The 12552-nt window shown below is 61.6% G+C and carries 13 protein-coding genes; 10 read left to right on the top strand and 3 right to left on the bottom strand.

The window, feature by feature from the left end:
- Positions 1–60: 60 nt before the first annotated feature.
- The gene (locus tag V5N12_RS06040) at positions 61–564 is read right to left on the bottom strand and encodes a DUF7344 domain-containing protein (protein WP_332898252.1); all 504 of its coding nucleotides are present in this window, start codon (positions 562–564) and stop codon (positions 61–63) included.
- Between the two features lie 428 nt (positions 565–992).
- Between V5N12_RS06040 and V5N12_RS06035 the strand changes: the two genes are divergently transcribed.
- The 9 genes from V5N12_RS06035 (at position 993) to wecB (ending at position 9506) form a co-directional block, all read left to right on the top strand.
- The gene (locus V5N12_RS06035) at positions 993–1271 is read left to right on the top strand and encodes a PadR family transcriptional regulator (RefSeq protein ID WP_332900075.1); all 279 of its coding nucleotides are present in this window, start codon (positions 993–995) and stop codon (positions 1269–1271) included.
- A gap of 230 nt (positions 1272–1501) precedes the next feature.
- Positions 1502–2491 (top strand): DUF1616 domain-containing protein, encoded by a 990-nt coding sequence (locus tag V5N12_RS06030; RefSeq protein ID WP_332898251.1) that lies wholly within the window; start codon positions 1502–1504, stop codon positions 2489–2491.
- Between the two features lie 2 nt (positions 2492–2493).
- Positions 2494–3078 carry a metal-dependent hydrolase gene (locus V5N12_RS06025; RefSeq protein WP_332898250.1) on the top strand — a complete coding sequence of 195 codons (585 nt, stop codon included), beginning with the start codon at positions 2494–2496 and terminating at the stop codon, positions 3076–3078.
- A gap of 186 nt (positions 3079–3264) precedes the next feature.
- Entirely contained in the window at positions 3265–3900 is a 636-nt protein-coding gene (locus V5N12_RS06020; protein WP_332898249.1) for a DapH/DapD/GlmU-related protein, read from the top strand.
- Between the two features lie 5 nt (positions 3901–3905).
- On the top strand, positions 3906–5003 hold the full coding sequence (locus tag V5N12_RS06015; RefSeq protein ID WP_442904958.1) for a DegT/DnrJ/EryC1/StrS family aminotransferase: 1098 nt from the start codon (positions 3906–3908) through the stop codon (positions 5001–5003).
- Positions 5000–5986 (top strand): Gfo/Idh/MocA family oxidoreductase, encoded by a 987-nt coding sequence (locus V5N12_RS06010; RefSeq protein ID WP_332898248.1) that lies wholly within the window; start codon positions 5000–5002, stop codon positions 5984–5986. The genes V5N12_RS06015 and V5N12_RS06010 overlap by 4 nt, the downstream gene beginning before the upstream one ends.
- Entirely contained in the window at positions 5983–7323 is a 1341-nt protein-coding gene (locus tag V5N12_RS06005; protein ID WP_332898247.1) for a nucleotide sugar dehydrogenase, read from the top strand. Before V5N12_RS06010 ends, V5N12_RS06005 begins: the two co-directional genes overlap by 4 nt.
- Positions 7324–8421: a glycosyltransferase family 2 protein gene (locus V5N12_RS06000; protein WP_332898246.1), complete on the top strand. Its 1098-nt coding sequence runs from the start codon at positions 7324–7326 to the stop codon at positions 8419–8421.
- A complete protein-coding gene (gene wecB, locus V5N12_RS05995; RefSeq protein ID WP_332898245.1) occupies positions 8418–9506 on the top strand; it encodes a non-hydrolyzing UDP-N-acetylglucosamine 2-epimerase in 1089 nt (362 codons plus the stop codon). Before V5N12_RS06000 ends, wecB begins: the two co-directional genes overlap by 4 nt.
- 1 nt (position 9507) lies before the next feature.
- Here the strand turns inward: wecB and V5N12_RS05990 are convergent, their stop codons facing one another.
- Positions 9508–9969 carry an SRPBCC domain-containing protein gene (locus V5N12_RS05990; protein ID WP_332898244.1) on the bottom strand — a complete coding sequence of 154 codons (462 nt, stop codon included), beginning with the start codon at positions 9967–9969 and terminating at the stop codon, positions 9508–9510.
- A gap of 81 nt (positions 9970–10050) precedes the next feature.
- The gene (locus tag V5N12_RS05985) at positions 10051–11139 is read right to left on the bottom strand and encodes a DUF354 domain-containing protein (protein ID WP_332898243.1); all 1089 of its coding nucleotides are present in this window, start codon (positions 11137–11139) and stop codon (positions 10051–10053) included.
- 191 nt (positions 11140–11330) lie between these two features.
- Here V5N12_RS05985 and V5N12_RS05980 point away from each other — a divergent pair, with 191 nt between their 5' ends.
- On the top strand, positions 11331–12539 hold the full coding sequence (locus V5N12_RS05980; RefSeq protein WP_332898242.1) for an antibiotic ABC transporter permease: 1209 nt from the start codon (positions 11331–11333) through the stop codon (positions 12537–12539).
- Positions 12540–12552: the final 13 nt, after the last annotated feature.

Raw genomic sequence — 12552 nt, 5'->3', positions numbered from 1 at the left:
AACAAAGACGAGAGCTGCCACATTAGTTACTCTCGACCTAAAGATCCTCTCGATTGTTGGTCATTCGATCAACGACTCAATAGAGGACAAATCCTTGCCCCCGCGCTGGCGCGTGTAGAGATAGTGGACGACCGTGATGCCGATGACACCAATCGCAATGATGAACGCCACAGAGGTGCCGTTCATCGAATCGAACGGTGGAAACTGCAGCCACAGCCCGACGAGCAAGAACAAACTCACGACCGAGAGCACCGCGTAGTAGAGCGGCCACGGAAGCGTCGGCGCTGGCTCTGAGTCGAGATAGCGAGACAGCTGGTCTGCTTTCGGGGTGAGTTCTGCAATCCTGGCGTCGCTATCGTAGCGAACGATGTCGAACTCTGCGAGCTTGGGCAGATGCGTCTGGTAGAGTGAGATGTAGACTCGTCTGGTCTCTTCGTCAGTGATGGCGTCGAGTGGCTCACCACTTTCCCACGCTGCGATATGTGTCGCCAAATCTTTCAGCTCCGCTGTTCCCTCGTGCGAGTAGAGGTAGTAGATGACGTATCTACGCCGAGAACTGCTCAATACCTCGAATATGTTATCTTTTGAGAGTGTATCCGTCGTCTGTGACATGTTCAGCTCCTGAGAGCGACCACGGACATCCCTGCCCACCCTTGTGTGCATCATGTGCCCGAACAACCAACTATACTTGAGCGACCATCTTTGTTACAGAGTCGTTATAAACCACCGATTAATGATACGTCGAGAACAGGTATCTCCTAATCGCTGAGTTCTGGGGGATTCAAGCACACACTATTCGTCCTCTATGGCCACAATTCGCCCGATTGAGCCGCGAGCAGACGTTTTGTCAGATTGCCAAGAACCTGTACAAGAAAGCATGTATTACACGACAGCGGGCAGATACAACCCGAATAGTGTTTCGCAATTAACAGACATTCACGGGTGGATAACAAAATCCCTAGCGCCAGTATATGCTCTACATGTCAATGGAGATGTTCGAACTGACTGGCTTCCAGCGCGACCTGCTGTACGTCATAAACGGCAAGGACAAGCCATCAGGGCAAACGATCAAAGAAGAACTCGAGCAGTACGTAGGCGAGATTAACCATGGGCGGCTGTATCCGAATCTCGATACGCTCGTCGAAAAGGAGCTGGTAGAGAAGGGGCAAATCGACCGGCGCACGAACTACTACAACATCACCCAGCGGGGGAAAGACCTCATCGAAAAGCGCCGCGAATGGGAACGCCAGTACCTAAGCGCCGTGATGTAACCAGAACATAGGAGCGACAGACTGTCCGCGGGCTGTCACAGTTCGAACACTCCTATCGCAGTAATACACGGACACGACCGCTTTTTCCCAAAAACCGTCTCAGTGCCAGTAGCCACAGCCAGCGGGCAGATAGCTGCCGACTAACAAAGCACATTCCTCGCGTGTAACAGACAAATGAGTCAGGAGACGCACGGTCTGAGTGGGGGGAAACCGATGGCCAGAGGGAGCTGATGAAACCGTTGAGCATCGGCCTCGGCCAAGAGACGAGCGACCGCCGACTGCCGTGGGACGTGAGCATCGTCATCGTTCTCGTCCTCCTCTCACAGGCGATCATCCTGCTCGACGCGGCATCGCCGGTTCGTATCCTCCTTTCGTTGCTTGCGTTAGCCTTCCTTCCCGGCTTCGCCCTGACGACGGTTGCGTTTCCCGGACACGTCTACCGCCACGACGAGGCGGCGGCCACAGACCGCGTGGTGCCGAGTCTCGACACCGCAGAGCGCCTCGCGCTCTCGGTCGCGTTCAGCCTCATCGTCGTGGTTCTCACCGCGTTTTTCATCTCGCAGACGGCGTTCGGCCTCTCGGTTGGACCGCTCGTCACCGCCGTCTCGTTTTTGACGATTGGCTTCTCGCTGCTCGGGGCGTTGCGCCGATTGCGCGTGCCAGAAGCCGTCCGGTTTGCAGTCGTCCCACACGAACAGTACGAAGCGATTCACCGCTGGCGACAGCAAACCGACTCCGTCGATGTCGCCATCACGCTCGTGTTGGTGGTCGCTATCGCCGGGTCGCTTACCGGGCTTGGCTTCGCGCTCATCGCGCCGGAATCAGGCGAATCGTACACGGATTTCCAGTTACTCGCAGAGGAAAACGGCCAGCTCATCGCTGGAGGCTATCCGACTGAGTTGGTTCGCGGCGAGCCAGCTAACCTCGTCTTCGCCGTTTCGAACTACGAGCAAGGATCAGTCACGTACACCGTCGTCGTCCAGATACAGCGCGTAAACGACGCCGGGCAGGTGACGGGAACCGCCGAACTCGATCGATTTTCAGAGACAGTCGCGGACGGCGACCGCTGGGTCGCCCCACACACGGTGACGCCCGAGACGACGGGCGAGGACCTCAGAATCGCGTACCTCCTCTACAAGGGGGACGCCCCGGAGACGCCGACGCAGGCAAACGCCTACCGGCAACTCTATCTCTGGGTGACGGTTACTGAGGCTGCTTGAGCATGTGGCCCTGGGAACACCTCGCGGTTGGCTATCTCGTCTATTCACTGTCCGTTCGACTCACCCACCGCAAAGGCCCCTCCGCGGGTGCCGCACTCGCCGTAGCGTTCGGTTCGCAGTTCCCAGACCTGATCGACAAACCGCTTGGCTGGACGTTCGCCATCCTCCCGAGTGGCACATCGCTTGCCCATTCGGTGCTCATCGCCGTTCCGGTGGTCACGCTCGTCTGGATCGTCGCGCTGTTTCGCGGGCGGCGCGACGTGGGAACCGCGTTCGGCGTTGGCTACCTGCTTCACCTGCCGGCCGACGCCCTGTATCCGCTTGCGCTTGGCCGCCCGCCGAAGTTCGATTCGTTTTTCTGGCCGCTCATTCAGGTCGAGTCGAGTACGCGCCAAGGCTTGCTTGCGAACTTCTTCTACTACTTTGGCCAGTACGTAGACGTGCTTGGAACGCCGGAAGCCACAGCCTACCTCATCTTCGAGTTCGGGTTGTTGTTTGCTGCGTTCGGGCTCTGGCTCCTCGATGGCCGCCCGGGACTCTCGCTTTCGGGCCGGAGACGCCGCGAGCGGTCTGCCCCGCGTGACTGAGCAGATTAACGACCGATATATTCGGGAATCGCAGGACAGTACGCCCGATTTGTCATTCCTTTCCGCAAATAAATCCCACACTTCCGATGGTCAGTACCTGAATAACAAAGCGCGAAAAGAGGCATTCAACTAACAAGCCCACCACCAACACGGGGTATCGTGGAAACGGGGGGAGGGCAGGGAGTTATGAGTCACAGCTACGATAACAGTCAGCCGGTGAATGCGGGGGAGCCGGCACCGCAGCAAGTACAGCTTGGAGATCACTGCCGTATCGAGGATGGCGTCTATCTCGCCACCGCGTACGACGTACACAAGCGCCCAACGACCATCGGTAACTGCGCGGCCATCCGCGCGGGGACAAACATCTACGCCGATGTCACGGTTGGCGACAATCTCAGAACCGGCCACAACGCGCTCATCCGCGAGGGGACGACCATCGGGGATGACGTGCTCGTCGGAACCAACACCGTCATCGACGGGCAGACGACCATCGGCTCGCGCGTGAGCCTGCAGACGAACGTCTACATCCCGACGAACACCACCATCGGCAACGACGTGTTCGTCGGCCCGGGGGTCACCATGACCAACGACATGTACCCGATTCGAAAGGAGTTCGACCTCGTCGGACCGACCCTCGAAGACGGCGTGTCGATTGGCGCGAACGCGACGATTCTTCCCGGCGTCACCGTCGGAAAAGAGTCCTTTGTCGCCGCCGGCGCGCTCGTCATCGAAGACGTGCCACCGCGAACGCTCGCACTCGGCGTGCCCGCGACCTATCGCCCGCTGCCGGAGTCGCTGCAGGGAGGAAATCAGATCGCATGATGTCGATTCCCGACCAGCGAATCCACCTTGCAGACCCACGCATGGGCAAAGAGGAAATCGCGCGCGTCGTCGCGGTCATGGAAAGTGGCCAGCTCGCAGACGGCCCGGAAGTCCGGGCGTTCGAAGACGAGTTCGCCGCCTACTGTGGCGCGACCCACGGCGTCGCGGTCTCGAACGGGACGACCGCGCTCCACGCCGCCTTCGTGGGACTCGGCCTCGGTGAAGGCTCACGCATCGTCACCTCGCCGTTCTCGTTTATCGCAAGCGCAAACGGCATCCGCCTCGCGGGCGCTGACGTCGGCTTCGTCGATATCGACCCGGCGACGTACAACGTAGACCCGCACGCGCTCGAAGCCCAGCTTCGCGCGGGCGAACAGATCGACGGCGTGCTCGCCGTCCACCTCTACGGACTTCCCGCGGACATGGCGCACCTCGCCGAACTCCGCGACGAGTTTGGGTTCGCCCTCGTAGAGGACGCAGCCCAGGCCCACGGTGCGACGGTGAACGGAAAGCGCGTTGGCTCGCTCGGCGACGCCGCCTGCTTCTCGTTTTACCCAACGAAGAACATGACCACCGGCGAAGGCGGCATGATTCTCACCGACGACGAAGCGGTTGCAGAACGCGCCGCGCGCTACATCAACCACGGTCGCGTCGGCACCTACGAACACTCAGAAGTCGGGCACAACTTCCGGCTGACCAGCATCGGCGCGGCCATCGGGCGCGCCCAATTGGAAAAGCTACCCGGCTTCACGCAGGCGCGACAGGCAAACGCGGCGTTCCTCACCGAGGCGCTCGCAGACGTGGACGTTCTCACGCCACACGTGCCTGCAGACCGGACACACGTCTACCACCAGTACACGGTGCGCACGCCAGACCGCGACGGTCTCATGGCGCACTTAGACGAGTGGGGAATCGACTCGGGCGTCTACTACCCGAAACCAATCCACCAGCAACCGGCGTACGCGGATATCACGTTCCACGCGCCGGAAGCAGAACAGGCGGCCAGAGAAGTGCTCTCGCTCCCTGTCCACCCGACGCTCTCGGCTGAGGACCTACAGCGCATCGCGGATGCGGTCACCGTCTACACGGAAGGACAACTATGAACAACATGAACGGCACACTGAAAGCAGGCGTTATCGGAACCGGCGTGATGGGACGTAATCACGTCCGCATCTACAGCGAACTCTCGAAAGTCCACCTCGTTGGCGTCTGTGACGCGAACGAAGCGGCGGCTCACGACGTGGCCGAAACCTTCGGGACGACCGCGCTCACGCTGGACGAAATCATCGAGCAATCTGACCTCATCTCGATTGCGGTGCCCACCCAGTTCCACTACGAAGTGGCACGAAAGTGCATCGAGAATGGCGTCCACGTCCTCATCGAAAAGCCGTTCGTTGACGACCTAGACCAAGGCCGCGAACTCATCGAACTCGCAAAAGAACACGGCGTCATCATCCAGGTCGGCCACATCGAGCGGTTCAACCCGGCCGTGGGCGCGCTGCTCGAACTCATCGGCGACCTCGACGTCATCGCCATCGAAGCCCACCGCCTTGGCCCACCGCTGGCGCGCCAAATCGAAGACAGCGCCGTGATGGACCTCATGATTCACGACATCGACATTCTGCTGTCGCTCGTGGACAGCCCCATCGAACGCATTTCGGCAACCGGGGCGCGCGGCGTGCAACACGCAACCGCGCAGGTGGCCTTCGAAAACGGCGTCCTCGGCGTGCTCACCGCGAGCCGCCTCACTCAGAAGAAGGTGCGGACGCTCAACGTCACCGCCCGCGAATGCCAAATCGAGGTCGATTACATCGACCAGACGGTGCGCATCCACCGCCAGTTCCACCCGCAGTACACGGACGAGAGTGGGAAGATGCGCCAGCGCTTTGAGAGCGTGACCGAACGACCGCTCGTCGAAACCGGCGAGCCGCTGAAGCGCGAACTCAGCGCGTTCATCGACGTGGTCGCAACCGGCGGAACGCCGCTCGTGACCCCAGAACAGGCGCTTCGCGCAATCGAAGTCGCCCGGCAAATCGACGGCCTCGCATCTGCGAGCGAGATGAAAGCAAAGGTACTCACCGAATGAACGGGCTCTACAACGCAACTGAATCGCACGAAGACCAACGCCACGCACTCGTTTCGGGCGAAATTCCCGTCTCCGTGTTCGGACTCGGGAAGATGGGGCTCCCGCTCGCTGCATGCTACGCAGAGGCGACGAGCAACGTCATCGGCGTGGACGTAAACCCCGCCGTTGTCGAGGCCATCAACCGGGGCGAGTGCCCCATCGAGCGCGAACCCGGACTGGACGAACTCGTCTCCGAACTCGTGATGGACGGGAAGCTTCGGGCGACGACGGAAGCCGACACCGCCGTTGCGGAAGCTCGGATTCACGTCGTCATCGTGCCGACGCCAATCACCGAGGAGAAAGACCCCAACCTTTCGATTCTCGAAGACGCGGTCTCGAAGATTGGCCGTGGCCTCAAACCGGGTGACCTCGTCATCATCGAGTGCACCGTGCCGCCGGGAACGAGCAAAGACCTCGTCGTTCCGCTACTCGAAGCCGAAAGCGGCCTTGAGTTCGGTGAGTTTGGCGTCGCGTTCTGTCCAGAGCGCACCTCAAGCAGCCGTGCCCTCGAAGACATTCGTGGCGCGTACCCGAAAGTCGTCGGCGGCGTGGACGCAGAGAGCGCCCGCGTGGCAGAACTCATCTACCACGAAATCAACTCGAACGACGTGCTCGTGGTCTCCGATGCGACCACCGCGGAGGCCGTGAAGCTGTTCGAAGGTCTCTACCGCGACGTGAACATCGCGCTCGCAAACGAGCTGGCGCGCCACGCAGACGACCTGAGCGTGGACGTGAACGAAGCCATCGAGGTGGCGAACAGCCAGCCGTTCTGCCACCTGCACTCGCCGGGACCGGGCGTTGGCGGCCACTGCATCCCCTACTACCCGTACTTCGTCATGCGCCGGGTAGAAGGCGACATGCCGTTGCTTCGCACCGCCCGCGAGGTCAACGACAGCATGCCCGAGTTCACCGCCGGGAAGATGCGCGAGGAGCTCGAAGCGACCGGGAAGCAGATCGCGGATTCGACCATCCTCGTCCTCGGGCTGACCTACCGGCCAGCCATCAAAGAGACGCGCGCGGCACCCGCAAAGCCGCTCATCGAGTCGCTGCGACGGATGGGCGCGCAGGTGCTCGCGGTTGACCCCATCCTCGATGACACGAGCGAGTTCGACGCGGTTCGTGTCTCGCTCGACGACGATGAAACGTACGACGTAGACGGCGTGATTATGGTCACGCCACACGAGGAGTTCGACGACATCGACTGGTCGCGCTTCGAAAACGTGGCCGTCATCGACGGACGCGGGACGCTCCACGGCCGGGCGGCCGACCACCGCGTCTACACTATCGGGAGCCGATAGATGTACCGCGGGCAACGTGTCGGCATCGTCGTGCCCGCATACAACGAGTCCCAACTCATTGGGGCTGTCATCGAAACGATTCCCGATTTTATCGACCGCATCTACGTTTTTAACGACCGTTCGACCGACCACACGTGGGACGTGATTCAAGCGAGCGCTGCCACCGCAAACGCGGCGATTGCGAGTGAGGCAGGCTACGACGAGCGAGTCGTTCCGATGAACAACCCGCGAAACGTGGGCGTTGGCGGCTGTGTGAAACAGGGCTACGCGCTCGCGCTCGCAGACGGCCTCGACATCGTCGCGCGCATGGACGGCGACGGGCAAATGGACCCCACGCAGCTCCCGCGCATGCTCGACCCCATCGTGGACGACGTGGCGGACTTCGTGAAAGGCAACCGCCTCTGGTACAAAGAGTACCGCGAGGGAATGAGCCGATGGCGGGTGTTTGGCAACTCGATTCTCACCGGGCTGACGAAGGTGGCGAGTGGCTACTGGAAGATGGTCGACCCACAAAACGGGTACTCCGCAATCTCCATAGAGGCGCTCAAAACCATCCCGTTCGAGGAACTCTACGAGGGCTACGGCTTCGAGAACGACCTCCTCGTCATGCTCAACGTCTACGACCAGCGCCTCGCGGAGGTGGCCCACCCTTCGATTTACGGCGACGAAGTCAGCGACATTCACTACTCGACGTTCGTCCCGCATCTCTCGTACATCCTGTTGCGAACGTTCCTCTGGCGGCTCAAGATGAAGTTTTTCGTCTACGATTTCCACCCGGCGGTGTTCGGCTACATCTTCGGACTGTTTGGCCTCCTCGTCGGCGTCGTCGCCGCCGTACTCACGATTCGTGACGTGCTTGCGGGCGTGGCGATGATGGCCGACGTGATGTTGACGATAACGATGTTTTGGCTCTCTGCGCTCTTGCTCATCCTCGCCGTGAGCGCAGATGTCGAACGCAACGCCCACCTCGTCGTGCTCGTCCACCACAAGCCGGGTGAGGGGCGGGGCGACCACGCGATGGAACCCGTCCCTCGGTCGGTGTCGTCACCAACTGATTCCTCGCCCACACTCGAACCAAACCGACGTGATATGCAATGAAAATCTGTGCTGTCGTGGGCGCCCGCCCACAGTTCGTAAAAGCGTTCCCCGTCTCGCAGGCGCTTCGCCGTGACCACGACGAAGTGCTCATCCACACCGGCCAACACTACGACGAAACGATGTCGGCGGTGTTCTTCAGCGAACTCGGGATTCCAGAACCGGACTACAACCTCGGCGTCGGCTCCGGAACTCACGCCCACCAGACAGCGGCGATGATGGAGAAACTGGATGCTGTGTTCGACGAAGAACAACCGGATGTGGTACTCGTCTACGGCGACACCAACTCCACGCTCGCCGCGGCGATGGTCGCGGCGAAACGAGACTGCTTGCTCGCCCACGTCGAAGCCGGACTCCGAAGCTTCAACCGCGAGATGCCAGAGGAGGTAAACCGCGTGCTCACCGACCACGCTTCAGACCTCCTGTTCGCGCCGACCGAAACCGCGGTCTCGCATCTCAAAACCGAAGGCATCACCGACGGCGTCCACCTCACCGGCGACGTGATGTACGACGCCATCCTCGCGGTTCACGACCGGGCGATGGCCGAATCACCGATTCTCGACTGTCTCAACCTCAGTGACGGCGAGTACATCCTCGCCACCATCCACCGGCCGTCGAACACGGACGACCCGAAAACGCTGAAGCGCATCATCCAGACGCTCGGTGACGCACCGCTCCCGGTCGTGTTCCCGGCTCATCCGCGCACCGTCGCTCGCCTAGAGGAATTCGAACTGCTCGATATGGCCCACAACAATCTGCGACTCATCTCGCCAGTTGGCTACCGCGACCTGGTCCGCCTGCTCGCGGGCGCAGAGCGCGTGGCGACCGACTCTGGCGGGATTCAAAAAGAGGCGTTTTTCCTCGATACGCCCTGCGTCACGCTCCGTGAAGAGACCGAATGGGTGGAGACGGTCGAGGCCGGGTGGAACGTGCTGGTCGGCGCAGACCCGGACGCGATTCGCGCGGGCCTGACCCACGAGTTTGCGTTACATATGGATGAGAAGCCGACGCCCTACGGCGACGGCCACGCCGCCGCAAAAATCTCCGAAGTGCTCTCACGCGAAGCGCCGCTTGCCGTGAAAAACTGAGTTAGACCGCCGCGTCTGAGCGGACTGATTTTTCGAGTGTTTCTGCGCGTTCTTTGAGCGCCTCGTTCACGCCGGTGAAGTTGCGCTCTGTCTGGCTACCCATGAAGCGGTTGAACGGGCCGACGAACAGCCCGGAGAACTGCTCTGCCTGGGTGAGCCGCGAGCGGCCGTCACCCAGGTCATCGATGACGAAGCGGTGTTCGCCATCGAACAGGCCGTTCACGTAGAGGTGGCCAAGCCAGCGCAGCTCTCGGTTTTCGTCGGCTTTGAGCACGCGCGGTTTGAACGATGGTACACGGCCGGCGGCGGGGCCGGGGCGAATGTGGAGGCGCGAACCGACCGTGGGCGACCCCGAGATATGCATGTAGTCGTTCCACTCTGGGTATGTCGAAAAGTCGGTCAACACCTGCCAGACCGTTGCTGGCGATGCGTCGATGTCGATGGAAGTGGTGAGTTCTGCCATTGGACACATAACGTCGGCTGAGGTAATAGCACTCACCGAACAGTGGAGAAAACAAGACTGTCAGCGTGACGTGGACAAGGGTCAGGCCGCCGGTCTGACGGGGGTGATGTCGGCGGTGAGGTCGAGGCCGGTTGTGTCGCCCAACTGCTCTGCGACGGCCACGATGAGGTCGGTGAGGTTCACGTTGTCCGCGACGTAGGCGTCGCGTTTCGCGGCCCACTCGTCTTTCGCAGATTCGTCTGCGACCAGCGCGGTGGCGGTGTCGATCACGTCGTCGAACGCCCGGATGTTGTAGATGAGGCCGTGGGCAGCGAGGTCGGTGAAGTTGCCCATGTCGTCTGCGCCGACCCATGAGTTAGACCGGATGGCGGGCGTCCCGAGCAAGGCGGCTTCCGTGACCATCGTCTGGGTGTCTGCAACGAGCAGGGAGGCGGCGGCGAGCGCGTCGTGGAGCAAGCCCGGATGCAGCGCAAACCGGCGGGCGGGCAGGGTGTCGAAGTCCATTGCCTCCGACTCGTCGGAGACGAACACCGTGACGTGGGCGGCGAGCGCGGAGATGAGGTCGCGGCGCTGGGTCGGGCTGAAGCCCGCGTGGCCCACGTCGTGGTGGGAGCCAAAGGCATTGAAGCGAACGATGGCGAACCGCTCGTCGGGGTCGAGGCCGAGCAGTTCGCGGATGTGGGGATTCGGCTCGTACACGTCCGGGTGGAGGTAGGCCGTCTCTTTGAAGCCCGCAAAGCGGACGTGTTTCGGGCCGAGGTCTTTGCGGAAGGCGCGGGGCGTCAGGATTGCCCGGGCGAACGGACGGGAGACGACGTGATCGAAGGTCGTTGGCTCAGAGTCGAGAACGAGGACGACGGGCGTGCGCGAGACCGCCCCGGCGAAGGCGGCGTACGACCCCATCCCGAAGATGAGGTCGGGGTCGAAGCGACGGGCCTCGCGGAAGATGGTGGCAAACTGACTGGGCAGATTTCGAAGCAGCGAGTTTTTCGACGGGCCGCACTTCCCGTAGACGCGGTATGGCAGTTCGTAGTACGAAAGCAACGGGACGGTGACGCCGTAGTCTCTCCCGAGGACGAGCACGTCGTGGCCCGCGGCTTCGAGTCGCGCCACGGCGTGTTTGTAGAGGTGGACGTGGGCGGGGGTGTTTGTGAAAAACAGGTATCGCATCTCTGCCGGAAAAAGGCGGGCAAGCGGCGTTACTAATCAGCGCATATTTTCACCGATTCACTGTAAGCCCGACATAATGTGTGGGGTACACCAGACCGCAATTCGGTGGGTTCGTGTAAGGTGGCATTACAGTCAGGCAATCGCGCACACGCTCGCCATAACAATTCGTCGTGCCTTCCTCTGTTTGCTGAATGACTGCCGCTCTGGAGCGCTCCATCGACGCCGAATCGCTACTCGCAGAGACGCTTCGCTACGCCCGAACGCGGGCGTACACGGGCTGGGACTACGCAGATGGTATGAGCAGTCGGCTGCTGCAGGCAGTTCCCGTCGATAACCAGTGGCTCAACCTCGTCGTCCAGGAGGGTATCAAACGCGCCCCGATTAACCTCCGGCGGCTCTTTCTCGTCGAGCAACGCCAGAGCTTCAAGGGGAGTGCGCTGTTCGCGCTCGCCAACCACAACGCGAGCCTGCTCGGGCGCGAGGAGGTGGACTACGATGCAGAAGCCACGCGACTGGCGGACTGGCTCGTAGACAACCGTCGAGAGGGGTACCACGGCTTCTGTGGCGGCCACGCCCACGCCCTCCAAGACCTCGGCAGTCGGCGCGTGCCGTCCGAGGGCGACGTGGTCTCGACCACCTACGGCGTGCGTGCGCTGCTCGCACTGTCGGCGTTCGACCCCGACTACGCGACGTTGGCAGAGAGCGCCGCGGAGTTCCTCACGCGTGACCTCAACTACACGGAAACCGCAGACGGAGCCTACATCACCTACGTCGCCGCGGAGGACGCGACCTACCACACGCTGAACGCCATCGCGCTCGCGGCGAGCCTGTTCTGTGACCTGTACGAGTACACGGGAACCGTGGCGTACGCAGAACAGGCCACGGCGTTGCTCTCCTTCGTCGTCGCCCGGCAAACGCCCCTCGGCGGGTGGTACTACCGCGACCCGCCGGAGGCGTCGCACCTCTCGATGGACGGCCACCACAACGGCTTCATCATCGAATGTCTCGTGCGCTACGCAGAACAGGTCGATGCAACGCGGTTTGCCCCGGCGCTCGACCGGAGTCTGCAGTTCTATCGCGACCAGTTGTTCGAGCGAGACGGCGCGCCCCGCTGGGACGAGAAGCGAATCTTCCCGCGCGACATCCACGCCGCCGCACAGGGCATCATCGTCTTCACGCGAGCGGGCGACCTCGACTTTGCCACACGAATCCTCGAATGGACGCTGAAAACGCTCTATGCGGGCGATGGCCGGTTTTACTACCGCAAAGAGCGCTTTTACACGAAGCGCATCGTCTTGATGCGGTGGGCGGAAGCGTGGATGGCCTATGCGCTCTCAGAATACGCACTGGCGTACAGAGAAGCGAGCGTACAGCCGCCGGAGGCGACCGATGTTCGGTGACGGAAACGCGGCT

This window comes from Haladaptatus sp. CMSO5 (genome assembly GCF_036689885.1).
Lineage (GTDB): Archaea > Halobacteriota > Halobacteria > Halobacteriales > Halococcaceae > QDMS2.
This window is presented reverse-complemented; position numbering and strand designations above follow the sequence as displayed.

Coding starts and splice junctions, on each gene's coding strand:
- V5N12_RS05980 (WP_332898242.1), top strand. CDS start 11,331: ATGACTGCCGCTCTGGAGCGCTCCATCGACGCCGAATCGCTACTCGCA.
- V5N12_RS06000 (WP_332898246.1), top strand. CDS start 7,324: ATGTACCGCGGGCAACGTGTCGGCATCGTCGTGCCCGCATACAACGAG.
- wecB (WP_332898245.1), top strand. CDS start 8,418: ATGAAAATCTGTGCTGTCGTGGGCGCCCGCCCACAGTTCGTAAAAGCG.
- V5N12_RS06020 (WP_332898249.1), top strand. CDS start 3,265: ATGAGTCACAGCTACGATAACAGTCAGCCGGTGAATGCGGGGGAGCCG.
- V5N12_RS06025 (WP_332898250.1), top strand. CDS start 2,494: ATGTGGCCCTGGGAACACCTCGCGGTTGGCTATCTCGTCTATTCACTG.
- V5N12_RS05990 (WP_332898244.1), bottom strand. CDS start 9,969: ATGGCAGAACTCACCACTTCCATCGACATCGACGCATCGCCAGCAACG.
- V5N12_RS05985 (WP_332898243.1), bottom strand. CDS start 11,139: ATGCGATACCTGTTTTTCACAAACACCCCCGCCCACGTCCACCTCTAC.
- V5N12_RS06030 (WP_332898251.1), top strand. CDS start 1,502: ATGAAACCGTTGAGCATCGGCCTCGGCCAAGAGACGAGCGACCGCCGA.
- V5N12_RS06035 (WP_332900075.1), top strand. CDS start 993: ATGTTCGAACTGACTGGCTTCCAGCGCGACCTGCTGTACGTCATAAAC.
- V5N12_RS06010 (WP_332898248.1), top strand. CDS start 5,000: ATGAACAACATGAACGGCACACTGAAAGCAGGCGTTATCGGAACCGGC.
- V5N12_RS06005 (WP_332898247.1), top strand. CDS start 5,983: ATGAACGGGCTCTACAACGCAACTGAATCGCACGAAGACCAACGCCAC.